The 24,455-nt window shown below is 71.8% G+C and carries 24 protein-coding genes; 9 read left to right on the forward strand and 15 right to left on the reverse strand.

All coding sequences use genetic code 11. The features are described from left to right. Nucleotides 1–292 precede the first annotated feature (292 nt). Together ACRYCC_RS41635 and ACRYCC_RS41640 are read left to right on the forward strand one after the other, a co-directional pair. Nucleotides 293–1,135 carry a GNAT family N-acetyltransferase gene (locus tag ACRYCC_RS41635; protein ID WP_433819755.1) on the forward strand — a complete coding sequence of 281 codons (843 nt, stop codon included), beginning with the start codon at nucleotides 293–295 and terminating at the stop codon, nucleotides 1,133–1,135. Nucleotides 1,136–1,329: 194 nt separating this feature from the next. Then, on the forward strand, nucleotides 1,330–2,250 hold the full coding sequence (locus tag ACRYCC_RS41640) for an MmpS family transport accessory protein (RefSeq protein ID WP_433819756.1): 921 nt from the start codon (nucleotides 1,330–1,332) through the stop codon (nucleotides 2,248–2,250). 69 nt (nucleotides 2,251–2,319) lie between these two features. Here ACRYCC_RS41640 and ACRYCC_RS41645 read toward each other — a convergent pair whose 3' ends face one another. From ACRYCC_RS41645 to ACRYCC_RS41675, 7 genes are all read right to left on the reverse strand, one after another. Continuing rightward, on the reverse strand, nucleotides 2,320–4,596 hold the full coding sequence (locus tag ACRYCC_RS41645; protein ID WP_433819646.1) for a glycoside hydrolase family 3 N-terminal domain-containing protein: 2,277 nt from the start codon (nucleotides 4,594–4,596) through the stop codon (nucleotides 2,320–2,322). A 226-nt stretch (nucleotides 4,597–4,822) separates the two neighbouring features. Next, nucleotides 4,823–6,004, reverse strand: coding sequence for an ROK family transcriptional regulator (locus tag ACRYCC_RS41650; RefSeq protein ID WP_433819648.1), 1,182 nt, complete (start codon nucleotides 6,002–6,004; stop codon nucleotides 4,823–4,825). 178 nt (nucleotides 6,005–6,182) lie between these two features. Beyond that, nucleotides 6,183–6,560: a DUF3037 domain-containing protein gene (locus tag ACRYCC_RS41655; RefSeq protein WP_433819649.1), complete on the reverse strand. Its 378-nt coding sequence runs from the start codon at nucleotides 6,558–6,560 to the stop codon at nucleotides 6,183–6,185. Further along, nucleotides 6,557–7,396 carry a HipA family kinase gene (locus ACRYCC_RS41660; RefSeq protein WP_433819651.1) on the reverse strand — a complete coding sequence of 280 codons (840 nt, stop codon included), beginning with the start codon at nucleotides 7,394–7,396 and terminating at the stop codon, nucleotides 6,557–6,559. Before ACRYCC_RS41660 ends, ACRYCC_RS41655 begins: the two co-directional genes overlap by 4 nt. 78 nt (nucleotides 7,397–7,474) lie before the next feature. Further along, on the reverse strand, nucleotides 7,475–8,368 hold the full coding sequence (locus ACRYCC_RS41665) for a TIGR03619 family F420-dependent LLM class oxidoreductase (protein ID WP_433819652.1): 894 nt from the start codon (nucleotides 8,366–8,368) through the stop codon (nucleotides 7,475–7,477). Between the two features lie 161 nt (nucleotides 8,369–8,529). Next, nucleotides 8,530–9,783, reverse strand: coding sequence for an LLM class flavin-dependent oxidoreductase (locus ACRYCC_RS41670; protein WP_433819654.1), 1,254 nt, complete (start codon nucleotides 9,781–9,783; stop codon nucleotides 8,530–8,532). Nucleotides 9,784–9,802: 19 nt separating this feature from the next. After that, the gene (locus tag ACRYCC_RS41675; RefSeq protein WP_433819655.1) at nucleotides 9,803–10,618 is read right to left on the reverse strand and encodes an alpha/beta fold hydrolase; all 816 of its coding nucleotides are present in this window, start codon (nucleotides 10,616–10,618) and stop codon (nucleotides 9,803–9,805) included. A 140-nt stretch (nucleotides 10,619–10,758) separates the two neighbouring features. Between ACRYCC_RS41675 and ACRYCC_RS41680 the strand changes: the two genes are divergently transcribed. After that, nucleotides 10,759–11,643, forward strand: coding sequence for a TIGR03619 family F420-dependent LLM class oxidoreductase (locus ACRYCC_RS41680; protein WP_433819657.1), 885 nt, complete (start codon nucleotides 10,759–10,761; stop codon nucleotides 11,641–11,643). A gap of 21 nt (nucleotides 11,644–11,664) precedes the next feature. Here ACRYCC_RS41680 and ACRYCC_RS41685 read toward each other — a convergent pair whose 3' ends face one another. The 4 genes from ACRYCC_RS41685 to ACRYCC_RS41700 form a co-directional block, all read right to left on the reverse strand. Beyond that, nucleotides 11,665–12,570 (reverse strand): DUF4870 domain-containing protein, encoded by a 906-nt coding sequence (locus tag ACRYCC_RS41685; RefSeq protein WP_433819659.1) that lies wholly within the window; start codon nucleotides 12,568–12,570, stop codon nucleotides 11,665–11,667. Nucleotides 12,571–12,713: 143 nt separating this feature from the next. Next, on the reverse strand, nucleotides 12,714–13,187 hold the full coding sequence (locus ACRYCC_RS41690; protein ID WP_433819660.1) for a nuclear transport factor 2 family protein: 474 nt from the start codon (nucleotides 13,185–13,187) through the stop codon (nucleotides 12,714–12,716). A 44-nt stretch (nucleotides 13,188–13,231) separates the two neighbouring features. Further along, a complete protein-coding gene (locus ACRYCC_RS41695; protein WP_433819661.1) occupies nucleotides 13,232–14,335 on the reverse strand; it encodes a zinc-dependent alcohol dehydrogenase in 1,104 nt (367 codons plus the stop codon). Then, the gene (locus ACRYCC_RS41700) at nucleotides 14,332–14,910 is read right to left on the reverse strand and encodes a carboxymuconolactone decarboxylase family protein (protein WP_433819662.1); all 579 of its coding nucleotides are present in this window, start codon (nucleotides 14,908–14,910) and stop codon (nucleotides 14,332–14,334) included. Before ACRYCC_RS41700 ends, ACRYCC_RS41695 begins: the two co-directional genes overlap by 4 nt. Nucleotides 14,911–15,027: 117 nt before the next feature. Here ACRYCC_RS41700 and ACRYCC_RS41705 point away from each other — a divergent pair, with 117 nt between their 5' ends. The 5 genes from ACRYCC_RS41705 (at nucleotide 15,028) to ACRYCC_RS41725 (ending at nucleotide 19,807) form a co-directional block, all read left to right on the forward strand. Further along, the gene (locus tag ACRYCC_RS41705; RefSeq protein WP_433819758.1) at nucleotides 15,028–16,224 is read left to right on the forward strand and encodes an ABC transporter substrate-binding protein; all 1,197 of its coding nucleotides are present in this window, start codon (nucleotides 15,028–15,030) and stop codon (nucleotides 16,222–16,224) included. A gap of 67 nt (nucleotides 16,225–16,291) precedes the next feature. After that, nucleotides 16,292–17,131 carry a branched-chain amino acid ABC transporter permease gene (locus tag ACRYCC_RS41710; protein WP_433819759.1) on the forward strand — a complete coding sequence of 280 codons (840 nt, stop codon included), beginning with the start codon at nucleotides 16,292–16,294 and terminating at the stop codon, nucleotides 17,129–17,131. Continuing rightward, entirely contained in the window at nucleotides 17,128–18,324 is a 1,197-nt protein-coding gene (locus ACRYCC_RS41715; protein WP_433819663.1) for a branched-chain amino acid ABC transporter permease, read from the forward strand. The genes ACRYCC_RS41710 and ACRYCC_RS41715 overlap by 4 nt, the downstream gene beginning before the upstream one ends. 3 nt (nucleotides 18,325–18,327) lie before the next feature. Next, nucleotides 18,328–19,104, forward strand: coding sequence for an ABC transporter ATP-binding protein (locus tag ACRYCC_RS41720; protein WP_433819664.1), 777 nt, complete (start codon nucleotides 18,328–18,330; stop codon nucleotides 19,102–19,104). After that, a complete protein-coding gene (locus ACRYCC_RS41725) occupies nucleotides 19,091–19,807 on the forward strand; it encodes an ABC transporter ATP-binding protein (protein ID WP_433819665.1) in 717 nt (238 codons plus the stop codon). Before ACRYCC_RS41720 ends, ACRYCC_RS41725 begins: the two co-directional genes overlap by 14 nt. Before the next feature lie 25 nt (nucleotides 19,808–19,832). On the opposite strand, the gene ACRYCC_RS41730 is transcribed toward ACRYCC_RS41725, so the two are convergent. Genes ACRYCC_RS41730 through ACRYCC_RS41745 form a run of 4 tightly spaced genes read right to left on the reverse strand, consistent with a single transcriptional unit; the run spans nucleotide 19,833 to nucleotide 23,526 of the window. Next, nucleotides 19,833–20,834 (reverse strand): cyclase family protein, encoded by a 1,002-nt coding sequence (locus ACRYCC_RS41730; RefSeq protein WP_433819666.1) that lies wholly within the window; start codon nucleotides 20,832–20,834, stop codon nucleotides 19,833–19,835. Next, the gene (locus tag ACRYCC_RS41735; RefSeq protein ID WP_433819667.1) at nucleotides 20,831–21,661 is read right to left on the reverse strand and encodes an MBL fold metallo-hydrolase; all 831 of its coding nucleotides are present in this window, start codon (nucleotides 21,659–21,661) and stop codon (nucleotides 20,831–20,833) included. The genes ACRYCC_RS41730 and ACRYCC_RS41735 overlap by 4 nt, the downstream gene beginning before the upstream one ends. Continuing rightward, complete coding sequence (locus tag ACRYCC_RS41740; RefSeq protein WP_433819669.1) at nucleotides 21,658–22,404, reverse strand: hypothetical protein; 747 nt, start codon at nucleotides 22,402–22,404, stop codon at nucleotides 21,658–21,660. The genes ACRYCC_RS41735 and ACRYCC_RS41740 overlap by 4 nt, the downstream gene beginning before the upstream one ends. 9 nt (nucleotides 22,405–22,413) lie before the next feature. Further along, nucleotides 22,414–23,526 (reverse strand): alcohol dehydrogenase catalytic domain-containing protein, encoded by a 1,113-nt coding sequence (locus tag ACRYCC_RS41745; RefSeq protein WP_433819670.1) that lies wholly within the window; start codon nucleotides 23,524–23,526, stop codon nucleotides 22,414–22,416. 412 nt (nucleotides 23,527–23,938) lie between these two features. Between ACRYCC_RS41745 and ACRYCC_RS41750 the strand changes: the two genes are divergently transcribed. Next, nucleotides 23,939–24,352 carry a hypothetical protein gene (locus tag ACRYCC_RS41750; protein ID WP_433819671.1) on the forward strand — a complete coding sequence of 138 codons (414 nt, stop codon included), beginning with the start codon at nucleotides 23,939–23,941 and terminating at the stop codon, nucleotides 24,350–24,352. The last annotated feature ends 103 nt before the right edge of the window (nucleotides 24,353–24,455 follow it).

The following is a 24,455-nucleotide window of genomic DNA, read 5'->3' on the forward strand; positions in this document are numbered from 1 at the left end:
GATGCGGAACCGGTTCTCGATCTCCGAACGGTGGCATCGTCCCGGGGACGTCTTATGGCCGAATGATTGCCAGCAGGTTCAGCGAAAGTAAACGGATATATCTACGAATTCCGCCCACATACTTGTGCCGGAAGTGAATACCGGAGACCGCTCCCGGCTCCGTGCGGAGTGAGCGGGGGCTCTCCCGGGACCCGCCCGCCGCGCCGGGGAGCCGGTGGATGCGAGCAGGTTTCCCCACCGTATTCTGGTGCCGGTGAAGTCGACGACGTCCGGGGACGGGTAGATCATGCGCATGCTGGGGTCGTTGCCGGTGCGGGTCCTCGACGACCGCTACCGCGACGAGGCCCTGGCGATCCTGGACTCCGATCCGGTCGCGAACGTCTTCGTCAGCTCCCGGGTGCACGCCGTCGGGCTCGACCCCGGCCGCCTGGGTGCCCAGATGTGGGGATATGTCAGCGAAGGCCGGCTGGCCTCGCTGTGCTACTCCGGTGCCAACCTGATCCCGGTGGCCGCCGGCTCCGAGGCCGTCCGCGCCTTCGCCGAGCGGGCCCGCGCGCAGGGCCGGCGCTGCTCGTCGGTCGTGGGGCCGGTCGGGACCGTGACCGAGCTGTGGGAGATGCTCCGCCCCTACTGGGGGCCGGCCAGGGCCGTCCGGGCCGCGCAGCCGGTGATGGCGATCTCGGGGCCGCCCGCCGTCGGCGCGGACCCGGCCGTACGGCGGGTGCGCATGGAGGACTTCGACCTCGTCTACCCGGCCTGCGTCGCGATGTTCACCGAGGAGGTCGGGGTCTCGCCCAACGGCGGCGACGGCGGGGTGCTCTACCGCGCCCGGGTGGCCGAGCTGATCCGGGCCGGTCGCTCGTTCGCCCGGATCGAGAACGGCCGGGTCGTCTTCAAGGCCGAGATCGGCGCGGTCACGCCGTACGCCTGCCAGGTGCAGGGCGTCTGGGTCCACCCCGACCTGCGCGGCCGCGGGATCTCCGCCCACGGCATGGCCCAGGTGGTGAACGAGTCGCTGCGCACCATCGCGCCGACCGTCACCCTCTACGTCAACGATTACAACACCCGGGCCCGTGCCGCCTACCGGCGCGTCGGTTTTACGGACATCGATACCTTTATGTCCGTTCTTTTCTAGCGCGGCGTCCACCGGCCGCCACTCGTCCGCTCATCCTGCCTGCCTGCCAGGCCGGATTGATCATTAATGCGAGCTGTGGTTATTGCGAAGAATCTGCGGACTGTCCTTATCGCATGGTTTGATGCCTTCTTGGTATGCATTGGTGACCAGCCGAAATGGGAGCTCGGGTCATGAGATATGGGTCGTTGTCCAGGGTGTTTCTGCTCGGGTCGGCGCTGGTGATCGCTCTCGCGGGATGCGGGTCGGACGGGTCCGGCGGGTCCGGCGGGTCCGGCGGCGGCGAGGCGGCCGGTGGCGGGCCGCCGCCGGGTGGCTGGCCGCAACCGGAGAACGGGCGGCTCACCGAGAAGATGTGCGGCCTGCTGACCAATGCCGACTACGCCAAGTACGGCCACCACCGGTTGCCCAGCGTCTCGGCGAAGCCCGTCGAGGGCGGCAACGGGGTCGAATGCCTCTACATGACCCAGGACGAGCTCTCGCTGGGTCTCCAGCCCACCGCGCAGGCCGCCAAGCTGGTGTACGCCGCCGGACTGAAGGAGCACAAGGACCGGCTCGCCTCGGACCACCGGTCGACGATCCTGGCCACCGGCGTGGTGCCCGGCGCCGACGAGAGCTGGTTCGACTACTGGACGCTGGGCACCGAGGGCGCTCAGTACAAGGAGCACGAGCTGCAGTTGCGCCGCGGCTCGCTGCTGGTCACCCTGATCCTCAGCGGGCTCCGCGGGAAGAGCGAGAAGGATCCGCGCGAGGTCCTGACCGGGCTCGCCGGCCTGGTGCTGGAGCGGATCCCGGACGTAGGCAAGACCGACACGGGGGTCACGCACAAGGTCCAGTACGAGGTGACCGGTTCCGGCACCGCCAAACTGATCATGTATTACGACCCGGCCGAGAGCAAGACCGTGCAGCGGAAGAACGTGCGCCTGCCGTGGCGCCTGGAGCTGCCGATGGCCGGGCAGGGCGGGCAGCAGATACCGCTGACGCTCAACGCGACGTCCTCGGGGCCGCTGGCCGTCATCGGCTGCAGCGTCTCGGTCGACGGCAGGTCGGTCAAGGCGCAGCCGCCTCAGATCGGCCTCGCCTTCTGCACGGGTACCTTCACCGAAGGCGCTCCCTGAGAGCGGGTGACATGCGCGCGGGCGCAGGCCCGGTGGCCTGCGCCCGCGCGGCGGGGTGGGTGAGCGGGACTACCGGACCGTGAGGTCTGAGGTCTTGTCCCCGGCGATGACCTGGTAGGCGCCCGGCTGGACGACCGGGGTGCCGGCGCCGTTGATGTCGCCCGGGGTCACGGCAAGCCGCGACATCGGGAACGACAACGTGACGGTGCGCGCCTCTCCGGCCTTGAGGGTGACCCTGGTGTAGGCCACGAGCCGCTTCGGCGGGACGACGATCCGGCTGACCGGCTGCGCGGCGTAGACCGGAACCACCATGTCGCCGTCCACCTTGCCGGTGTTGGCGACCTTGACGTCGACCCTGACGGTGGACCGCGGCGAGGCAGACGCGCTGCCGAGGCTCACGCCCTGGAACTCGTATCCGGTGTAGGACAGTCCGAAGCCGAAGGGGAACAGCGGGTCGTACGCCGAGCTCGTACCCCCGTTGGGGCCGGGCAGCTGCTGGTAGTACATCGGCTGGTCGCCGATGCTCTTCGGCCACGAGACGGGGAGCCTCCCGCTCGGGTTGGCCTTGCCGAACAGCACGTTCGCGACGGCGGTGCCGCCCTCGCTGCCCGGCAGCCAGGCCATCACCAGCTGCTTGGCGGCCGTGGCCTTGCCCAGCACCAGTGGCCGGCTCGCCATGACCACGACGATGACCGGTTTGCCGGTTGCCTGCACCTGGGCGATGAGGTCCTGCTGGTCGGCGGCGAGCTCCGGGGTCTCGCTGTCGTTGACGCCTTCCGCGCCGGGCTTCTCACCGACCACGACGATCGCGGCGTCGGCGTCCTTGGTCTTGTCGACGGCCTCCGCGGTGGTCTTGGCGAGGTCGACCTTGCCGGCTCCCAGCAGGGTCCGCACGCCTCCGTACACGGTGACGCCCGGGTCCTGCACGCCGTCGGGGATCCCCTGCCAGGCGATCGTCCAACCGCCGTTCTGGTTGGGCACCGAGTCGGCGCTCGGCCCGGCCACCACGACCTTGCCGATGCCGGTCGGCAGCGGCAGTGCGTTGCCGTCGTTCTTGAGCAGGGTCAGCGACTCCGTCGCCGCCTTCACCGCGAGGTCCTTGTCGGCGCCGAGCACCGCCGCGTCGGCCTTCGCGGCGTCGACGTAGGGGTTCTCGAACAGGCCGAGCCGGAACTTCAGCGTGAGGATCCGGGACACGGCCTCGTCGAGCCGTGCCCGGGAGACCTTCCCGCTCTTGACCTGCGCGGTCAGGCCGTCGATGTAGCCGTCGACGCTCCCGGGCGGCAGCATGGCCATGTCGACGCCGGCGTTCATCGCGATCCCGGTCGCCTCGGCGTAGCTGCCGGCGATGTGATGGGCCGTCTGCAGGCTCTTCACGTCGTCCCAGTCACTGACCACGACGCCCTTGAACCCCCAGCTCTTGCGGAGCAGGTCGGTGAGCAGGTAGTGCGAGGAGTGCGCGGGGATGCCGTTGACGGCGCCCGAGTTGACCATGAGGGTCTGGGCCCCGGCGTCGACGGCCGCCTTGTAGGCCGGCAGGAACGTGTCCTGGAAGTAGCGCATGTCCAGCTGGGCGGGGGAGCGGTCGTGGCCGTTCTGCGGTTCGGAGTAGCCGCCGAAGTGCTTGACCGTCGCGGCGACCTGGCCGCTCTGCTGCAGCCCCTTGACGTTCTCCGCGCCCAGCGAGCCGGCGAGGTAGGGGTCCTCGGAATAGGTCTCGTAGTACCGGCCCCACCGGGTGTCGCGGGCGATGTCGAGGACCGGGGCGAAGTTCCACATCGGGCCGGTGGCCTTCACCGCCTTGGCCGTCGACTGCCCCATCGCGTTGCTGACGGCGGGGTCCCAGCTCGCGCCGATCCCGAGCTGCTGCGGGAACTTCGTCGCGCCGAGCACGTTGTTGTGCCCGTGCACCGCGTCGACGCCGTAGACGATCGGGATGTGCAGCCGGTTGTTGTCGATCGCGTACTTCTGCACGGCGTTGACCATGTCGGCCCAGTCCTTGGGCGTGTTCCTCGGCGGGGCCTGGCCGCCGCCGGACAGGACCGAGCCGACGTGCTGGTCGGCGAGCTCGTGCTTCATGCACGCGGGGACGAGCTCGCCCCCGGACCAGTTGCAGTCGCCCTGGAGGGTGACGACGGCCGGTTGGGCGGTCTGGCCGATCTTCTCTTCGAGGTTCATGCGCCGGAGCAGATCGGCCACCCGGCGCGAGATCGGCGCCTGGGCGTTGAGGTAGGTCGGCTGGCCGGATTGGGCGGTCGCCGAGGCCGGGACCACGCCCAGCGCCAGCAGCATGAACACGGCGGTCAGGGTGGCACGAAGACTCTGGCGGGGAACGATGGGCTTCACAGGCACTCCATCGGGGGGTGGGGAGGCACGGAGGATCACCTCGCCTGCAGTGAATAGCTAACTTTCCTTACAGTCAAGACTTGAACAAAGACCTGGCGGATGACCCCGTCATGTGTTCACTTCTTGAAGCCGCCGCTGCTCGAGGGAATCCCCGCGTCCCCAGTGGTCGCACCGGCGGCCCGCGTCCGGGAGGCTCGCCCGGGGCGGGAGTGGCCGGAAGTGGCCGCTAGTGGTCGGCCGGTGCCGCGCCGGCCCGTTCCCACTGCCGGACGGCCAGTGCCAGCGCGCCCAGTGCCTCCGCTCGTTCGCCGAGCGCCCCCGGCTCGATCGACAACTCGCGCGTCACCCCGGGAATCGCGTAGCGCCGCACGCCCTCGATCACGGAGTCGAACAGCAGCGCGCCGGCGGCAGCGAGGTCGCCGCCGATGACGACCCGGCCGGGATTGAGGAGATTGCACAGGCTGGCCACCCCGACGCCGAGATGGCGGCCGGCGTCGCTGACGACGCGCCGGCAGGCGGGATCCCCCTCCAGCGCCAGCCGCACGATACGGGTGGTGGTGAGCTCGCCGTGCGCGGGCCGCAGGATGTCGGCGAGGTGCCGCCCGCCCGCGAACGTCTCCAGGCACCCCCGGTTGCCGCACCGGCAGAGCGGGCCCGTCTCGTCGATGGTGAGGTGCCCCAGCTCGCCGGCGATGCCGCCGTCCCCCCGGTAGACCTCCCCGCCGATCACCACCCCCGCCCCGACGCCCCAGCCGATCTTGACGTACACCGCGTTCGCGCAGCCGCGCGCCGACCCCCAGGTCGTCTCGGCGAGCGCGCCGAGGTTGGCGTCGTTGTCCACGCACACGCTCGGCCCGAACCGGCGGGTCAGCTCGGCCACCGGATTGACCCCGACCCAGCCGGGCAGGATGGTGCTGGAGCCCAGGGTCCCGGTGGCGACGTCGATCGGCCCCGGCAGCCCCACGCCCAGGCCCAGGACGCTCGAGCGTTCCCCGCCCAGCCCGTCGAGCAGGGCGTCGGCGAGCCGCTCGGCGGCGGCCAGCCCATCGTCGGCGGAGGCGTCCACGTCGAGCGGGATGGCGTCCTCGGCCAGGACCTCGTGCGCGAGGTTGCCGACCACGACGCGCAGATGGGTGTGGCCGAAGTCGGCTCCCAGCAGCAGGCCCGTCCGCGACGACAGCGAGACCGCCTGCGCCCGCCGGCCGCCCGCCGAGGTCGGGGTCACCACGAGGACGCCCTGGTCGCGCAGCTCCCGCACGATGTTGGAGACGGTCGCGGCGGAGAGCCCGGTGGCCCGGGCGATGCCCGACTGGGTCATCTCCTGGGTGCCCCGGACGGCGCTGACGACCCTGCGCTGGTTGGCCGCCCGGAGCCAGGCCTGAGAGCCCGGCGTCACCCTCGTGGCCATCAGGCCTCCTGACTAGTGACCCTGACCATGAGCCGGCGCCGGAGGCCCCGGCGACGATCGGCGCCGACAACCGGTACGTCCGGGCGAGCGGGCACACCTGAGACAGCGGCGTACAAAGCTTGGACGCGACCCATCCCAAAGCGTAGCGCGGAGCGCGGCCCGGCTTCAGCGGGGAGCTTCAGTGGATCAGGAGCGCGGCGAGGCGGTCGAGCTCGGCCGCGGGGTCGTCGGTGAGGCCGGCATGCACCGGGCCCGGCTGGACGATGGTGCTGCGGGGCGCGGTGAGCCAGCGGAACCTGCGGCCGGGTGACTCCGACCCCGCCTGCCCGGCCCGCTCGCCGCCGCAGCACAGGGCCTCGACGGCGCCCAGCGCGACCCGTACCCCCTCGAGGTCCAGGGCAGGCGCGAAGGCGCGCAGCCGGGGCTCGTCGAGATGGGTGCGGCAGCCGAGGAAGTCCAGCGCCCGGCAGTAGACCAGGAGCCCCACGTTGATCGACTCGCCGCGCTCGATGCTGGGGATGACGCGGAGCACCGAGTACTCGTAGACGGTGCTCACGGCCCGTCCCCCGGCTCGCCGAGCCAGTTCTTGATCCAGCCCGGCCGGCCGGTCACCGGCGGTGCGCTGCGGGCCGGCGCGTCCGCGATCCCGGGCAGCCAGTCACGGGGCCCGGTGACCCGGGCCATCAGCTGCCCGACATAGGCGTCCCGTACGGCCTGGGCGCCGGCGAAGCCGGGCTCGCCGTCCAGCCACGCGTCGGGCACCAGCGCGGTGACCTCACGCAGCAGTGCCTCGGTGACCAGGGGGCCGAGCTCCGCGTCGGCCTCCGCGAGGTTCTTTGCGAAGGGGGACAGCACGTGGTCGGCGGCGTCGTACGGCCGGGCGACCAGCTTGGCCGCACTGGGCCAGGCATGGTGGAAGTACAGGCTCGCGCCGTGGTCGATCAGCCAGACGTCGCCATGCCAGACCAGGAGGTTCGGATTGCGCCAGCTCCGGTCGACGTTGCCGATGAGCGCGTCGAACCACACGACCCGGCTCGCGAACGCGGAGTCGGCCGGCCAGGCCAGCGGGTCGTAGCCGAGCGAGCCGGGCAGGAAGTCCACGCCGAGGTTCCAGCCCGTACTCGCCTTGAGCAGGTCCTGGACCTCCTCGTCGGGCTCGTGCCGGCCGATCGCCGGATCGAGATCGACGATCACCTGGTCGGGAACCCGGAAGCCCAGCCGCCGTCCCAGCTCACCGGCGACGATCTCGGCCACCAGCGCCTTGCGCCCCTGGCCCGCGCCGTGGAACTTCACCACGTACGTGCCCAGGTCGTCGGTCTCCACGATGCCGGGCAGCGACCCGCCCTCGCGCAGCGGCGTGACGTACCGCACCGCGGTGACGAGGGGCAACATGGGGTCGATCCTACCTGTGCCGATCTTGGTGCTCGCCCCGCCGCCGCCCGCCCCGCCGCCGCGGTCACGGCTCGGCGGTCACATCTTCGCGATGATCTCCTCGGCGAAGCGTTCCATGGTGGCGACCTTGAGGGGGAGGCCACCGGACCGCTTGGTGCCGTACTTCGCCGTCTCCTCGGGCGTGGCCATCCACCAGGGGGCCGCCAGGGTCCCGTCGACACCGCGCTCGTGCCACTTGCGGTAGAGGTCGGCGCTGGGCATCGCCCCGATGGGTGCGATCACCCGCAGGTCGTCGAGGGTGCGGCCGTGCGCCGAGAGATGGTGGCTGAGCCGGTCGAGCAGCTCGCCGAGCTGGTCCTCGCCGTAGATGCGGTTGCCGATCCAGCCGTCGCCGATCCGGGCCGCGCGGGCCAGCGCCGCGTCGCTGTCGCCGCCGACGTAGACCGGGACGGGCCGCGACGGTGTGGGGGAGATGCTGAGCGGCCCGAAGTCGTAGCACGTGCCGTGGTACTCGACCATCCCGCCCTGCCACAGCGCGCGCAGGGCCGGGATCATGTCGTCCAGCCGCTTCCCCCGGGTGTGGAAGTCCTGGCCGGTCTGCAGGAACTCGTCCTTGCACCAGCCGACGCCGACCCCGAACAGCACCCGGTCGTCGGCGAGCACGGCGGCCGTGGACACCGCCTTGGCGACGGTGAACAGGTCCCGCGCGGGCGGGATGTAGACGTTGGTGGCGAACCTGACCCGTTCCGTCACGGCCGCCATGGCGCCGATCAGGACCCAGGGGTCCGGCCAGTGGGTGTCCGGCCGGTACGGGGGCGCGCCCGCCTCCGAGTAGGGATAGGGCGTGTCGTACTCGGCGTAGAAGAAGTGGTCCGACACCGCGACGGCGTCGTACCCCAGCCGGTCCGCGGCTTGCGCGAGCCCGATCATCTCGCCGGTGTCCGCGAACGAGGCCCCGAGCCAGAACTCCATCAGCTACTCCTGTCATGCCGTGTCAGGGACCGGTATGCGGTCCTGCGGCCGCCCGAGGGGAGGAGGCTCAGGCGGCCACAGGGACCACGCCGGGGGAAAACATGCGCGGGCGGGCACGTGGAGGAGGCCCGGCCCGGGAAACGCCGCCGCGCGGGACCGGATCAGTCCTGGAACTCGGGGATGACCTTGGTGGCGAACATCTCGAGGTTCCGCTTCACGGTGTCGAGCGGCAGCACGCCCTGCTGGCCCTGCATGAACAGGCCGAACCACTCCAGGTCGGGCATCCGGTCGAGCATCCGCTGGATGCCGCGCTTGACGTCGTCAGGGGTGCCGAGCAGCGCCATCTCGACGTCGTTCATGCGCTTGAAGTCGCCCTTCTCGGGGCTGATGGCCTGGTGCTTGTCGTCCTCCTTCTTGCGGAGGACCTCCAGGTAGCCGAACGGGCCGAAGAACTTGGCGAAGTCCTTCTGCATGCCCTTGCCGTAGGTGGCGATGGCCTCCTCGCGGCTGTCCGCCATGCCGATGATCTTGAGGATGCCGGTGTGCTCGCCGAGCTTGTAGTCCTTGCCGACCTTGGCGCACTCCTCCTGGTAGAGCTTGGCCTTCTCGGCGTGCTCGTCGGGGTTCGGGGTGAACATCCACGGCAGGATGCCCTCCTGGGCGGCACGGACCACCGAGCGGTTGGAGATGGTGAACGGCTGCCACAGCTCGGGGTGCGGGTACTGGTAGGGCTTCGGGCAGACCGACACGCCCTGGATGACGCCGTTCTCATCGATCTCGCCCGGGGCACCGAACTTCTGCGTCCACTCCTGCGCGGGCCAGCCCTCGATGCCCGTGTCGAAGGGCTGCGGGACCTCGTAGTCGAGGACGTCGCTCTTGTAGCGCAGCAGGTCCTCCGACCACGCCAGCTTCATGATCTTGAGTACTTCACCGAACACGTCGAAGTTGCGGGTGTCGGCGGCCTTGCCGTCCGACGCGGCCGCGGCGGCGTGCCAGCGCTGGCCGAGCACGTCCATCCAGCGCTTCTGGTAACCGCGGGCCACCCCGAGGCGCAGCCGGCCTTTGCAGAAGTGGTCCAGCAACGCGACGTCCTCGGCGGCCCGGATCGGGTCCCAGGACGGCAGCACCAGGCCCAGCGGGGCGAGCAGGATCCGCTCGGTGCGGGCGGCGAGGTCGGTCAGGAACATCAGCGGGTTGACCGAGAACTCGAACCCCTCCGAGTGGAAGTGGTGCTCGGTCATCATCAGCGCGTCGAAGCCGATCTGGTCCGCGTGGACCGCGATCTCCCGCACCTCGTGCAGCAGCTTCTGGTACGACTCGTTGTCCCGGCCGATCGGACGCTTGGCGACGGCGTTCTCCTCGGCCGCATAGCCCGACCCGGGAATCTGCGGGTTGAGGAAGATCGAGAACTTCACGGCAAACTTCTCCTCTGAATCAGCTGTGGTCGAGCTTTTCGAGCCAGTTCCGGACGACGAGCAGGAACTCCGCCGGACGCTCCGCGTGCAGCCGGTGGCCGGATCCGGCCCAGGTCACCGTGGTGGAGACCGGATCCTTGAACAGGGCCGCCTCCCAGGCGGACTGCTCGGGGTCGAACGAGAAGGACAGCACCGGGCACTCCCGCCCGGCCAGGTAGGCCTCGCTCGCCGACCGGATTCCCATCTGGTCGTCCGCGCTGAACATCGCGGTGAAGGCCGCTGCCAGCACATGCGGGGGAGTGCCGAGGATCTTCCGGGCGTGCCAGTTCCGCAGGAACGCGGGGCTCGCGGAGGTGTAGCACCACTCGTCGTTGGCCAGTGCCTGCCGGTGCGCGTCGTCGCGCATGTTCGCGGCGAGGGTGGCCAGGTAGGGGGCGAGCGCGTCCTGTTTGCCGTATCCGGGGTCGACGCACACCAGGGCCCGCACCCGGGCGGGATGCTCGACCGCCAGCGCGCTGACGACCAGTCCGCCCATCGAGTGGCCGAACGCCACGACCCGCTCGATCCCGAGCGCGTCCAGCAGCCGTACGAGGTCGAGCGCCAGGTCCTGCGGCCGGTATCCGTCCTCGGGAGCCGAGGAGTAACCGTGCCCGCGCAGGTCGACCGCGATGACCCGGTGTTCCTCACTCAGCGCCGGGATGTGCCAGACCCAGTCGTGCGAGTCGGCGCCGAAGCCGTGCACGAGCAGCAGCGGGGGCCGCTCGGCCGTCGCGGTTCCGGTGGGTCCGTCGTCCGTGTAGAACAGACGAACATCGCCCAGGTCAGCGAATGGCATCTGCCGAATCCTCCTCCCGACTTCCCGAACAAGCGCACGCTACATCAAAATGGAACAACCGAGCAATCGCTTGGTCGATGGATGTGACGCTCGTCGCCCGGCCGAAAGGCCGGCCGGCGCCGACGAAAGGGACTGCGCGCATGCGGCTGGGGATCACGATGATCGCGACGGATCGGGCGATGCCCGCCCACCTGCTGGCGCGCGAGGCCGAGGACCGCGGCTTCGCCTCCCTCTACCTGCCCGAGCACACGCACATCCCGGTGGCCAGGACGACCCCGTCACCGGCCGGGCCGGGGGCGGGAGCCACCTGGCAGGCGTCCTACCTGAAGGGTACGTCCGGGGACGAGACGCTGGCCGAGGACTACGCCCGGATGGTCGATCCGCTGATCGCCCTCGCCGCCGCGGCGGCGGTGACCTCCCGCATCACCCTCGGCACCGGTGTCTGCCTGCCGGCCCAGCGCGAGCCGATCGTCACCGCCAAGGCCGTCGCCACCCTCGACCAGATCTCCGGCGGCCGGTTCGTCCTCGGCATCGGCTACGGCTGGAACGTCGAGGAGGCCGCCCACCACGGGGTGTCCTGGGCGCACCGCCGCGCGGTCGTGCGGGAGAACGTGCAGGCCATGCGGGCCCTGTGGACCCAGGAACAGGCCCGCTACAAGGGGGAGTACGTCGGCTTCGACGCGAGCTGGGCGTGGCCGAAGCCGGCCGGGAGGGTACCGGTGCTCATCGGCGGCGCCGCCGGGCCCAAACTCTTCGCCGCCATCGCGGACTACGCCGACGGCTGGCTGCCGATCGGCGGCGCCGGGATCCGCGAGGCACTGCCCCGGCTGGCCCAGGCGTACGAGAGCGCGGGCCGGGACCCCGCGACGGCCACCGTCGTCCCGTTCGGGACCCTGCCGAACGCGGCGAAGCTGGACTACTACGCGTCGCTCGGCATCGAGGAGGTCGTGCTGCGCCTCCCGGGCGGCGGCCGGGACCAGGTGCTGCCGGTGCTCGACGAGTACGTGGCGACGTACCTGAACTAAGGGCGCGTGCCCGGCACGGGGTCAGCGGACCATCCGGAAGCAGGTCCACTTGGGCAGCGTGTACCACTCGCCCCGGCTGCTGCGGATCGTGCCCAGGATCATCCACACGTACGGCGCGATGACCTCGTACAGCCACACCACGGCGACCGGGACCAGGAAGGCGGGCTGGTGGGTCACGATGGCCAGCACGCCCAGCGGAACCAGCACGCCGACCAGCACGATCAGCTGGGTGAGCGTGTAGTTCAGTGCCTGTGCCGCGTGGAAGCGCACGAAGCGAGATTCGTTCTTCTTGATCAAGTACAGGATGAGCGGTACGAGGAAGCCGCCGAGCAGCGCGCCGACGTAGCAGAACAGCGCCATGGTGGTCTCGTCGCCGGTGGGCGGCCCGTACTCGGGATGCTCGGGGTTGCCGGGCGGCCCGTAGCCCCAGCGGGGGTCGTACCCGCCGTAGGCCGGATCGTACGGCTGGGCGCCGTAGACGGGCGGCTGCTGTCCCGGCTGCGGGGGGCCGTACGGCGGTTGTCCCTGTCCCTGTGGCTGCGGGCCCCACTGCGGTTGTCCCTGCTGTGGTCCCTGCGGTGGGCCGTACGGCTGCCGGCCGTACGCGGAGGGCGGCGCGCCGGGCGGCTGCCCGTACACGCCCCGGTAGGGCGGCGGCTGCGGCAGGCTCGGCTCCGATGCGGCCGGCTGAGCGTCCTCCTGAACGCCGGGCGCGTCCGCTTCTCTGCTGTCGGCACTGTCGGTGCTGTCGGTGCTGTGGGCACTGTCGGTGCTGCCGGTCGGCTCCGCGTCGCCGGGCGCGGGTGTCGCGGTGTCAACAGGGTCGCCGGGCGGCTCGGACGAGGGCGATGACGAGGACGCGGCGGGCGGGGTGGGTTCCCCGGCGGGCCGGGGGTCGTCCTGGGGTTGCTGGGGAGTCTCGGTCACCTGCGGTCCTCACGCTCCTGGGCGGGTTTCCGCCTGAACCTACCGACTCTGGGACGCCGCACGCACCGCATCCGTTCCCCGGACCCGGCCCGCGCCTCGAAGCCGGCGGGACCGGGGAATCGCCGGGGCGGGGGGTGAGGCGCTCAGCGGGCCGGCCGGCGGGCCGCCGCGGGGTTCGCCCCGGGTACGACGTCGAGCCCGAGGACGGCGGGGTTGCCGTCGAACCAGACAGCGGTGCCCTTCCGGGAGGTGATGAGCCAGCGCCCGCCGATCCGGGCGAACTCGTCCTCGACCCATCCGCCGATCATGAGCAGCGGGTCCGGGGCGAGCTCGTTGCGCGCGTGCTGGGCCTGGTAGTAGCTGTGCGCGGCGGCGTGGTCGCCGTCGACGGCGACCCGCACGTTGGAGAAGACGTGGTGCGTGGCGTCCAGGGTGGCCAGCGTGGCCTTCGCCTTCTCGCGGTAGTCGGCGGGGGAGGGGTAGCGGCCCGCGACGCTCATCCGGATCGCCGCGTCCGGGGTGAAGCAGCCGTCGAGGAGGTCCCAGTCGCACGTGTCGATGGCCACGGCGTAGCGGTAGACGACCTGTTCGATCTCGTGGGCGTCCTGAAACGTCATGCGGCGTGTCATGTGGGATGTCATGCGGCGTGGCATGCGGAGTCTCATGCGCGGGGCTCCCCGGGGGTGAAGACCGCGTGCATGGGGGGCGGGTCGCCGGTCTCCCCGGCCATCGTCAGAAGCAGCCGGGACAGGCCGTCGAAGCCCGCGACGGCCCGCGACAGAGAGCCGAAGGGGAAGCGTCCTGCGGCCAGCAGCCGCAGCGCCTGCTCGTGCGCGCCGGTCGCCACTCCGCGCACCCCGATCAGCCGCAGTTCCCGGGACACGATGAGGTCGGGTTCGCAGGAGGCGAGCACGCCCTCGCCGCGGATGCCCGCGATGACGACCCGGCCGCCGAGCCCGGCCAGCGCGACGGCCTGGCCGAACGCCGCGGGGGCGTTGGCGGTGGCGTCCACGACGACGTCGGCCTGCCCGCCGGTCGCCTGGCGCAGCGCGGTCACCGGGTCCTCCTGGGCGGTGTCCACCACCTGGTCGGCGCCGAACTCCAGCGCGGCGCGCAGCCTGGGCCCGTCGCGCGGGCCGAACCCCGTCAGCAGCACGTGGCGGGCGCCCGCGGCCTTCGCGGCGGCCACCGCGCAGATGCCCCGCATCCCGGGCCCCAGCACCGCCACCACCTCGCCCGGGCGGGTGGCGGGCACCTGGACCGCCCACGTGTGGCCGCCGGCCAGCGGGTTGAACAGGGTGGCCGTGACCGGATCCAGGGTGTCGGGCACGCGGTGCACGACCGACTCGGGGGCGAGGTAGTGGTGGGAGGCGTAGCCGCCCCACAGGCCCGGGGGCACCGCGACCCGTTCCATGCCGTAGGAGGTCCAGGGGCCGAACCGCTCGCATCCGGCCAGATCGCCGGCCGCGCACGGCCCGCACTCGCGGCAGGCCCGGCGGTTGCTCACCGCCACCCGGTCGCCCTGGCGTACTCCCCAGCGGGCGGCGGCGGCCGGCCCGAGGCGCTCCAGGACGCCCACCGTCTCGTGGCCGGGCACGAAGCCGACCGGCCACCGCATGCGGCCGGTGTAGACCTCGTGGTCGGTGCCGCACAGCCCGCACGCCTCGACCCGCAGCAGCGCGTCGTCGTCGCCGATGTCGGGCAGGGGCAGCTCCCGGCGGACCAGCCGCCGGTAGTCCTCCAGCACCAGCGCGGTGGCCGTCACCAGGCGATCGTCTCGCCGTCCCAGGGGGTCAGGACTCCCTGGGCGTCCTTGAAACGCTCCGGGAGATGGTCGATGTTCATCCAGGTGGCGTTGAGCCTGCCGAACCCGATCGTCCGTGCGCACCGCAGGCCGAGCTCGACGATCTGGCCCTCGTCGAAGTGCCGCCGCAGGTCGTCGTAGACGGACTCGTCGATCGACAGGTGGTCGGTGGCCAGCAGGTCGGCGAAGCGCAGGGCCGCGCGCTCGGCGGGCGTCAGGTCCGCGGCCTCGGCGGGCCTGGCGAGCGAGCACACCAGCTCGTCGGTGACCCCGGCGTCGATGCCGGACCGGTAGCGGACCGCCATGCAGCTGCGGCACTGGTTGTGGAAGGCCAGCCGGATCCGGACCAGCTCGACCAGCCGGTCGGGCAGCGTGCCCTCCTCGTCGAGGGCCTGCCGGTACGCCTCGTTGACCGCATGCGCGATCTTCGGGCGGTGCGCCAGGATGGAGGCGTGGACCTGTCCGATCCGTTCGCGCTGGTCGAGTTCCCCGACGGAATCGAGGTCGAATTCCGCTGGAGGACGGATGCGGGCCATGGCAGCTCCTTGAGCAGGGAGATCACCGGGCATTGACTCTAACAAGCGCTTGGTACATTCTGAACCCCCAGCCCGGGGGCGGGCGAACAGCTGTGTTCCAGGAGGACTGCGTTGAGAGTGTTCGGGATGTCGATGGTCGTGTCCGCCGCCCTTTTGGTGGCGGCGTGCGGTAACGGCGGCGGAGATGGAGGGGGCGAGTCGAAGGGGCTCGACGGCCCGATCAAGCTGGTCGGCCTGTGGGAGATCAAGGGCGAGAGCGCGGCGGCCATCAACGACTACCAGAACGGTGCCCAGCTCGCGATCGAGCAGATCACGGCGGCGGGCGGCATCGGCGGGCAGAAGGTCACGCTGGACCGGGTGCCGCTGTCGGTGGCCGATCCCCAGAAGGCGACCTCGCAGTTCCTCCAGGGCGTGGACAAGAAGCCGGCGATGATGCTCGGCATCCCCTCCGCGAGCGCGGTGCTGGCGGCCAAGTCCCAGATCGACCGGGCCGGCATCCCGATGCTGGCCACCTCCAGCTCGACCTCCTCGATCCGCTTCGGCTCGCCCGGCGGCAGCAAGTGGCTCTGGCTGCTGCAGCCCTTCGACGGCTACAAGGACCAGGCGGCCGTCAAGTACGCGACCGAGACGCTCAAGGCCTCCAAGGTCGCGTTGACCGGCACCAGCGAGTCGTACGGCACGACGAACATCGCCGACCTGACCACCGCGCTGCAGGCCAAGTCGCTCCAGCCGTTCGCGGTCAGCAAGTACGACCCGACCGCCACCGACGTCACGCCGACGGTGCTGAAGATGAAGGGCGCGGACGCGGTCATCACCTTCGCGTTCCCGAACCCGCTGGCCGTTCAGATCAAGCAGATGGCGCAGAACGGCCTGACCGTGCCGCTGATCGGCTCCTCCTCGACCAACATCGCGGTGCAGTACAAGCTGGTCCCCGGAAACCTGCTGAAGAACGTCTACTCGGTCGTGTCCTGCGACCCGACCAGCGGATCCAAACGCCAGGTCGCCAAGGACTTCGGCGCGCTCTACCAGCAGAAGTACGGGACCGTTCCCACGGACCTGGCGGCGGACTCCTACGACGCGGTCTGGGTGGCCAAGGCGGCCATCGAGAAGGCGGGCAGCACCGACCCGGCGGCCGTCAACGCGGCGATGGCCCAGGTGTCGGTCACCGAGAAGGTCGTCTGCTCCGACACCTACAAGGCCGACGGCGCCCACATCATGAGCCACGAGGTGTCCATCGACAAGTTCTCCACGGCCGGGACCACCCAGGAGATCGAGACCTACACCTTCCCGGCCCAGAACGCCGCCACGAGCTGACCGGACGGGGTCTCGCCGAGGGGGTGACACGACCATCGACAAGTTCATCGCGCTGACGGCCAGCGGCATCGCCTACGGCGCCGTGCTGGCGGTCGTCGCGCTCGGGTTCCTGGTCCTCTACAAGGCCACCGGAGTGGTCAACTTCGCACACGGAGACCTGATCACGCTGAGCGCCTACCTGGGCGTCTGGGCGATCTCCACGCTCGGGCTGCCCACGGTGGCGGGCTACCTGGTGGCGATCGCGGTGATGGGCCTGGTGGGAGTGCTGATCGAACGGGTCGCCTACGCACCGCTGCGGGACCGGCCGCCGATGGTGGTCGTCATCGCGACGCTCGCCGCGGCCATCGTGATCCGCGGGGTCATCGCGGTGTGGCAGGGCTCGGAGCCCAAGACGCTGGCGACCCCGGTGGGCAGCCGGGTGCTGCACGTCGGGGGAGCCGCGATCGCCTACCAGCGAGTCCTCATCGTGGTCGTCTGCGCGCTGGCCGTCGTGCTGCTGCTGTACGTCTTCCAGCGCACGCCCTTCGGCCGCCAGGTCCGGGCGCTGGCGGCCGACCCGGAGATGGCACGGCTCACCGGCATCCGCACGAGGACCGTCGCGATGGGAGCGTTCGCGCTGTCGTCGATGCTCGCCGCGCTCGCCGGGATCCTGGTCGCCCCGCTGGGCGCCGTCGATCTCAACTTCGGCTTCGGCCTGATGGTCACCGCGTTCGCCGCGGCCGTGCTCGGTGGGTTCGGCAGCCTGGGCGGCGTGGTCATCGGGGCACTGGTGATCGGGCTCATCCAGCAGCTCGTGGGCGGATACCTGCTGCCCGACTACGCGGCCACCTTCCCCGCCGTCGTGCTGTTCGTGGTCATCGCGATCCGCCCCGAAGGCCTGGTCAACCTCACCCGGAGCCGCCTGTGAACGCCACCGGATGGACCAGCGTGATCGGCCGCCCGGCGGGCGGGCCGGGCGGCGGCACGGCGGCCGTGCGGCCGCCGGACTACCGGAGCAGGCACTTCCCCGCCATCGTGGTCTTCGTGGCCGTCGTCGCGCTGGCGGGTCCGGCGGTCGCCACCTCACGGTCCAACCAGTTCCTGCTCAACCTGTGGCTGGTCTACGCGATCGCCGGGCTCGGCTTCTACCTGGTGTTCGGGCTGGCCGGGCGGTTCGCCTTCTGCCAGACCTTCATGATGGCGCTCGGCGGCTACACCTCGGCCTGGGTGACCCGTACCGGCGGGGGTCATTCGTTCCTGCTGGGCGTGACGACCGCGGTCGTGGTCACGGCGCTCACCGCGGCGGTCGTGGGAATGCTCGTGCGCAAGGCACAGCACTTCTACTTCGCCATCGCGACGTTCGCGGTCACCCAGGTCGGCACGATCGTGTTCCAGCAGGCCACCGGGTTCACCGGGGCCAACGGCCAGGCGGTGGGCATCCCGCCGGCCTCGCTGTTCGGCATCGAGTTCGTCCGGGACGACGAGGTCTTCTGGCTGTTCCTCGGCGTCCTGACCGCCTGCCTGGTGCTCACCGCGTTCATCGAGCGGTCCCCGCTCCGCAGGGAGGCCATCGCCGCCCGGGAGAACGGGCTGGTGGCCTCGCTCGCGGGAGTGGGCGTGCAGCGCGTCCAGCTGGTGCTGTTCGTGCTGGGCTCGGCGCTGGGCGGGCTGTCCGGCTCGCTCATCGGGCACTGGCAGGGTGTCATCGGCACCGACTCCTTCGGCATCGACCTGTCCATCGGCATCTTCCTGATGCTGCTGCTCGGCGGGATCGACTCGATCTGGGGCGCGCTGATCGGCGCGGCGGTGTACGTGGCGCTGCCCCGGCTGCTGTCCGGGATCGAGCAGTACAGCGCGATCGCCTACGGCGTGCTGCTGCTGATCGTCGTGCTGGCCGTGCCCGGCGGCATCGCGGCGGCCGTCCGGCGGCCGATCCGGGCCCTGTCGGCCCGTTCGGCGCAGCGGTTCGGGCAGCGGTTCAGGCGTCCCCCCGACCCGGCCGTGCCCGACCCGGCCGTGCCCGACCCGGCCGTGCCCGACGCGACCGCACCGGAGCCGGGCGCGCCTGAGGCGGCCGCACCCGGGCCGGCGGCACCGGAGGTGACCGATGATCGGAGGTGACCGATGCTGAAAGCCGACGACATCACCGTCGCCTTCGGCGGTGTGCGCGCCGTCGACGGGGTGAGCCTCGAGGTGGCCGAGGGGGAACTGCTCGGCCTGGTCGGTCCCAACGGCAGCGGGAAGACGACGTTCCTCAACGCCGTCTGCGGGATCGTGCCCGCCCGCGGCTCGCTGACCGTGGCGGGCTCGGCGGTCCGGCTGGGCCGTCCCACGGCGGCCCGCCGGGCCGGCGTCGCCCGGGTCTTCCAGGCTCCGCAGGTCTACGGCGAGCTGTCCTGCCTGGACAACGTGCTGCTGTCCACCTCCGACCGGCGGTGGCGCGGGCTCGCCGGGGCCTGGCCGGTCCGCCCGCTGATGTGGCGGCACGAACGGCTGCGCTGGGCGAAGGCGATGGCGGCGCTCGAGACCGTCGGCATCGCCGGCCAGGCGACCGAGCCCGCCGCGCGGCTCAGCTACGGCGGGCAGCGGCTGCTGGAGCTGGCCAGAGCACTCGCCGGCGACCCCGTGGTCCTGCTGCTCGACGAGCCGAGCGCGGGCTTGAACGACGGCGAGACCGCGGAGCTGGCGGCGCTCCTGAGCGAGGTACGCGCCGCGGGCAACACGCTCGTGATCGTGGACCACAAGATCGATTTCCTGGACGCGCTGTGCGATCGCCTCGTGGTGCTCGAACTCGGCCAGGTGATCGCGCGGGGCAGGCCGGACGAGGTATGGCGGGACGAACGGGTCATCAGCGCCTATCTGGGCAAATCTTTGGAGGAGCCTGCAGATGCTGCGGATTGAGGGCCTGGACGTCCGTTACGGCACCACGCACGCCGTACGCGGGATCGACCTGACGGTCGGCGAGGGCGAGGCCGTCGCGCTGCTCGGCCCCAACGGCGCCGGCAAGACCTCCACGCTGCGGGCGGTCAGCCGGCTGGCCGCCTGCACCGGTTCGGTGCTCTTCGAGGGACGGGACCTCGCCAAGGTGGCGCCGGAGGACGTCGCCCGGCTGGGGCTCATCCACGTGCCGGAGGGGCGGCACGTGTTCCCCGACCTGACCGTCCACGAGAACCTCCAGATCGGGACCACCCCCCGGCGCGGGCGCGCGGAGGGGTTCGGCTTCGACGACGTCTACGACCTGTTCCCCGCGCTGGTCCCGCTGCGCGACCGGCTCGGCTTCGCGTTGTCGGGCGGTGAGCAGCAGATGGTCGCCATCGGCCGGGCCCTGGTGGCCGCCCCGAAGCTGCTGCTCATCGACGAGCCCTCGCTCGGGCTCGCCCCGGTCGTAGCCGAGGCCGTCGCCGGGGCGCTCGTGGCCGTACGGGCGCGTACCGCCCTGCTGGTCATCGAGCAGAACGTCCACCTGGCGATCCGGGTCTGCCAGCGCGCCGCGGTGATGAGCGGCGGGCGGATCGTCCTGGAGGCGCCCGCCGACAGGCTGCACGACCGGGACGAGCTGCTCGCCTCCTACCTCGGCCAGACCAAGACCGGGTCGGGCGCCTGACCGGCCGGCCGGGACCGGCTCGCCGTCATTTGATCGCCATGGGGTTGAGGGGGGAGCCGGCTCCGCCGACGATGGGCAGCGGCTGGGCGACGAACATGAACTCGTGGACGCCGTCGAGGGCGCAGTCCTCGGCGAGGTCGTCCAGCCACAGCAGCTCGGCGAGCAGCAGGCCGAGATCGCGCAGCGCGGAGATGTGGAAGGGGATCCGCCAGGACCCCGCCGAGGCGTCCAGGGCCTCGACCGCGGAGTTGTCGGCGCCGACCAGCATGAGGTCGCGCTCGGCGACCCAGCCGGCGGCCTCGGCGGACAGTCCCGCCTGCGGGGCGAGACCGAGGCTGCCGCGCACGCCGTCCCAGCCGCCGAGCACGCCCGTCCGCACCAGCAGGACGTCACCGGGCGCGGTCGTCAGGCCCGTCGCGGACAGCACCGCCTCCAGCAGATCCGGGCCGATCTCGGTGTCCGCGGGGACCCGGTCGAGCCCGAGGTGGCGGGCGACGTCCAGCAGCACCCCCCGGCCGATCACGCCCTGCCTGAGGTGGTGGATGCCCAGCCGCCTGGCCCCGCGTCCTGCCGTGACCAGCCCCGCCCAGTAGCCGTTGTACATGGTGTCGTCCTGGGCGACGTGCGCCAGCCCGTCGAGCTGGGTGTAGGTCTGGGTCCCCATCACCAGGACCTCGTCGGAGTAGGGCGGATGGGCCTGGGGCGGATCCAGCACGGCGTCGCCGGTGGCCGAGGAGCGCAGTACCAGGGGAGTGGGCACGGCGCCTGTCGTGGGGCCCCCGATCGGCAGCCCGAGCGAGAACGACCTGCCCGTCCGCACCATCGCGGCGCCCGCCCGTACGGTCCGCGGCGTCATCAGGTTGGCGCAGCCGATCTGGTCGTCCGGGCCCCAGCGTCCCCAGTTGTGCGGGGTGCCCGGCGCGGCTCCGACGACCTTGCCGTGCTCGTCGACCCGGTAGGCGGGTGGCTCCCAGGCGTGCACCGGCTCCTCCGGCACGTCCTGGACCCGCGCCTTCGGGCGGGTCACGGCAGGGGCTCCCACCGGCGGCGGCCGTCCCGCTCGTCGACCAGGCCGAAGCGCAGGCCGGGGAAGTGCGCGCCGACCACGGGGGTCCCGCCGCGGACGAGCTCGGCGACGACGGCCCGCTGGGTACGGCGGGCGGCGGCCTCGTCCACGTCGACGACCCGCTCCCAGGCGTCGTCCAGGAGCTGGACCGGATGATGGACGACGTCGCCGAGCAGCACGGCACGCTGCCCCTCCGAGGTCAGCACGACCGTGGCGGAGCCCGGTGTGTGACCGGCCGCAGGGACGACGTCCAGGCCCGGCGCCAGGGTGCTCTCCCCGTCCCAGGTCTCGAAACGGTCCTCGATCGGGCCCAGGGTCGAGGCGGCGAACCGGTGGAAGGCCGTGTCGCCGGTGCCGGCCGCGAAGTACGCCCAGTCGGCCGCGGCGCACCGGTAGGTGGCGTTGCGGAAGGTCGGCACGCCGTCGACCGCGCACCAGCCGATGTGGTCGGTGTGCAGGTGGGTCAGGATCACGTCGGTGACGTCCTCCCGGCCCACGCCGGCGGCCGCGAGGTTCTCCGGCAGCCGCGGCCCGGAGACGGTCGCGGGGGCCTGCGGGCCGTATCCCGCGTCGACCAGCACGACCCGCTCGCCGGTACGGATCAGGAACGTCCCGACCGGCATCTCCAGTTGCCCGGCGCCGGACAGGAACCCGGGGTGCTCGGCCCAGTCCTCGTCGTGCGCGCCCTTGCCGGGCCGCTCCTTGCCGCCGGCCGCGTACAGCTGGGCCGGGGTGACGTGCCCGACGCCGTCGTCGACGGGAGTGACGTCCAGGGCCCCGACCTTCATTCGAGCGCTCCTTTCGCGGGGAACACCTGCCGGTAGACCTGGACGTGCGCCCGTACGGCGTCGCCCAGCCGTTCCCGGCGCGGAGTGGCACTGCCGGCGGCGCGGAAGGCGGCCGTGTCGACGACGCCGGTGTCCGCGAGCTCGTACACCGCGAGGAAGTCCAGGCCGGCCTCCGACTCGTGCCGGCCGAAGCCGGCGCCGTCGTCGGCCGTCTGGAAGCGGCGGGCGCCCAGCACCCCGGGGACGCCCAGCAGCGCGGGCAGGTGCTCCTCGTCGTACCAGCCGTGGAAGTCCTCCAGCACCGAGGGTTCCGCGGACATCATCACGTGCAGCAGCGCGGAGCCGGTCTCCCGCCTCTCCCCGGCCACGTCCTGCTCTCCAGGTCCGGGTACCTCTCCGTGGCCGGGTAGGGGACCGAGCCGCCGGTAGACCGTCCGGGCCAGTTCCAGGTCGAAGGCGACCCTGCGGGTCCACGGGCTGGGCGCCTCCACCAGGCGCTGGAACTCCGGCCGCCGCATCGGCTCCAGATCGGCCAGCTCGTAGAGCGTCACGAACCCGAACTCGGTGGGGCTGGAGAAGCCGGTGGCCACCCTCGCGAAGCGCCGTCCGCCGAGGATGCCGGGGACCGCGACCATGTCGGCCAGGTGTTCCTCGTCGTACCACGCCTCGAAGTCCGCCACCTTCGGCTGCGGCACGTTCCAGCGGAGTTGCAGCAGGTTGGACCCGACGTGCTGGGCCGGCACCGGTGCCCCTCAGCCCTGGTCGAAGACGATGACGGAGCGGGCGACGGCACCCGAGCGGACGTGCTCGACCGCCTCGTTGACCTTCTCCAGCGGTACCCGCTCGCTGACCAGTCCCTCCAGGTTGATCCGGCCGCGCCGGTAGAGGTCGACGAGCAACGGCAGGTCCCGGGCGGGCATCGCGTCGCCGCCCTGGGTGCCCATGAGCCTGCGCGAACCGAACAGGGTGGCCGCCGGGATCTCCAGGTCCTTGCCCGGAGGCGGGCTGCCCACCATCACCGTGGTGCCGCCCGGCTGGGTGGCGCCGAACGCCGCGGCGAGCACGGCGGGGCTGCCGGTGACGTCGAAGGCGTAGTCGGTCCCGCCGCGGACGATCTCACCGACCTGCTTGGGCAGGTCGTCGGAGAGGAGCGTGTGCGTCGCGCCGAACTCCTCGGCCAGCCTCAGCTTGGAGTCGAGCACGTCCGCCGCGATGATCGTGGTGGCTCCGGCCAGCACCGCGCCCTGGACGACGTTGAGGCCCACGCCGCCGCACCCCACGACCAGCACGCTGGCGCCCGGCTCCACCCGGGCGACGTTGAGCACGGCGCCGATCCCGGTGACCACACCGCAGGCGGTGAGGGAGAGCAGGTCGAGCGGGGTGTCCTGGGCCACCTTGACGCACATGGCCTCGGCCACCACGGTGTACTCCGCGAACGACCCGATGCCGATGTACGGGCGTACGGTCTCGCCCCCGATGCTCAGCCGGGTGCCGCCGTCGGCCATCAGGCCCATGATGGCCGCCATCCGCGACTTGGCGCTGCACAGGTGGGCCCGGCCGCGCGCGCAGTTGCGGCACCGGCCGCACGGGCCGTTCATGGCGACGATGACGTGGTCGCCCGGCTTGACGGAGGTGACCCCGGGGCCCGTCGCGGTGACCACCCCGGCGCTCTCGTGGCCGGGGATGACCGGAAGCTGCCGGGCCACCGGGCTCTTGCCGTCGAGGGTCTTGAGGTCGGATCCGCAGATGCCGGAGGCGGCGATCTTCACCAGTACCTCGCCCGCGCGGGGGTCCTCGACCTCCACGTCCATGATCTCCAGGGGGGAGCCGAACTCCCGCAGCACCGCGGCCCGCATCGTGGTCATCCCGAGCTCCTCCAGCGTAGATCGTGCGCCCACGCTAGCACCAAGCACTTGCTTGGTCGAGATGCGAGCCCGGCCGAAGGCATGGTCACGCGGCGGGCGCCCGGCGGCCGTCTCCCGCCCGGCCGGAATGCCGTACGGCCTGCGCACGCGCCGCCCGGGCCGCCCGGGCCACGGCTGATCAGCCGGGCTGTCCGGGATCCGGTCTCCGGGGCACGTCTCGCCCGGCCTCGTCCTCGGGTTCGGCTTCGGCTCGGGGCTCGGCCTCCCCCTGGGGCTCGGCCCCGGGCCCTGCCTGCGGCTGGGGTTCGGGCTGGGCCGGGGCGGGCCGCGGCTCGTGCTCGAGGCCCTGCCCGGCCTCCGATCCCTGCCCCTCTCCGGGGGCCTGGCCGGGAAGTGGTCCCTGCTCCGGAGCTTGCCCCGGGTGCGGGGGCTGTCCTGGGTACGGCGGCTGCCCTGGATAGGGAGCCTGCCCTGGATAAGGGGCCTGTCCCGGGTACGGGGGTTGACCTGGGTACGGGGCCTGGCCCGGGTACGTGGCCTGTCCTGGATAAGGGGGCTGTCCTGGGTACGGGGCTTGCCCTGGGTACGGGGCCTGGCCCGGGTAGGGGGCTGGACCTGGGTGAGGGGGCTGGCCGGGCGGTGGAGCGTAGCCGGGGTGAGGAGACCGGCCCGGAGCGGGCGGCTTGCCCTTCCCGGCCTGCACGACCAGCAGGACGACCACGGCGACCGCCGCCACGACCAGGACGAGGAGGACCAGCAGGACGAGGACCAAGGCGGGGGTAGCGGACATGGGAGCTCCGTCGAGGAGAGGAGGAATCGTTCGTAGGGTAACGCCGTGCTGGGATGAGAACGGTCTGTGAGAGGTGTCCCAGACCGCCCCCGCAGGTCGCCGGGTCCGGTCCCCGCGTCCGGTGTTCACGGCTTCAGCC

Origin of the sequence: Actinomadura scrupuli (assembly GCF_050971785.1) — a bacterium.
GTDB classification, from domain to species: Bacteria; Actinomycetota; Actinomycetes; order Streptosporangiales; family Streptosporangiaceae; genus Actinomadura_E; species Actinomadura_E scrupuli.

Excerpts from the sequence above, each read along its gene's own strand:
- ACRYCC_RS41635 (WP_433819755.1), top strand. The coding sequence starts at position 293 with ATGCTGGGGTCGTTGCCGGTGCGGGTCCTCGACGACCGCTACCGCGAC.
- ACRYCC_RS41650 (WP_433819648.1), bottom strand. The coding sequence starts at position 6,004 with ATGGCCACGAGGGTGACGCCGGGCTCTCAGGCCTGGCTCCGGGCGGCC.
- ACRYCC_RS41660 (WP_433819651.1), bottom strand. The coding sequence starts at position 7,396 with ATGTTGCCCCTCGTCACCGCGGTGCGGTACGTCACGCCGCTGCGCGAG.
- ACRYCC_RS41665 (WP_433819652.1), bottom strand. The coding sequence starts at position 8,368 with ATGGAGTTCTGGCTCGGGGCCTCGTTCGCGGACACCGGCGAGATGATC.
- ACRYCC_RS41675 (WP_433819655.1), bottom strand. The coding sequence starts at position 10,618 with ATGCCATTCGCTGACCTGGGCGATGTTCGTCTGTTCTACACGGACGAC.
- ACRYCC_RS41680 (WP_433819657.1), top strand. The coding sequence starts at position 10,759 with ATGCGGCTGGGGATCACGATGATCGCGACGGATCGGGCGATGCCCGCC.
- ACRYCC_RS41690 (WP_433819660.1), bottom strand. The coding sequence starts at position 13,187 with ATGACGTTTCAGGACGCCCACGAGATCGAACAGGTCGTCTACCGCTAC.
- ACRYCC_RS41700 (WP_433819662.1), bottom strand. The coding sequence starts at position 14,910 with ATGGCCCGCATCCGTCCTCCAGCGGAATTCGACCTCGATTCCGTCGGG.
- ACRYCC_RS41720 (WP_433819664.1), top strand. The coding sequence starts at position 18,328 with ATGCTGAAAGCCGACGACATCACCGTCGCCTTCGGCGGTGTGCGCGCC.
- ACRYCC_RS41725 (WP_433819665.1), top strand. The coding sequence starts at position 19,091 with ATGCTGCGGATTGAGGGCCTGGACGTCCGTTACGGCACCACGCACGCC.
- ACRYCC_RS41735 (WP_433819667.1), bottom strand. The coding sequence starts at position 21,661 with ATGAAGGTCGGGGCCCTGGACGTCACTCCCGTCGACGACGGCGTCGGG.
- ACRYCC_RS41745 (WP_433819670.1), bottom strand. The coding sequence starts at position 23,526 with ATGACCACGATGCGGGCCGCGGTGCTGCGGGAGTTCGGCTCCCCCCTG.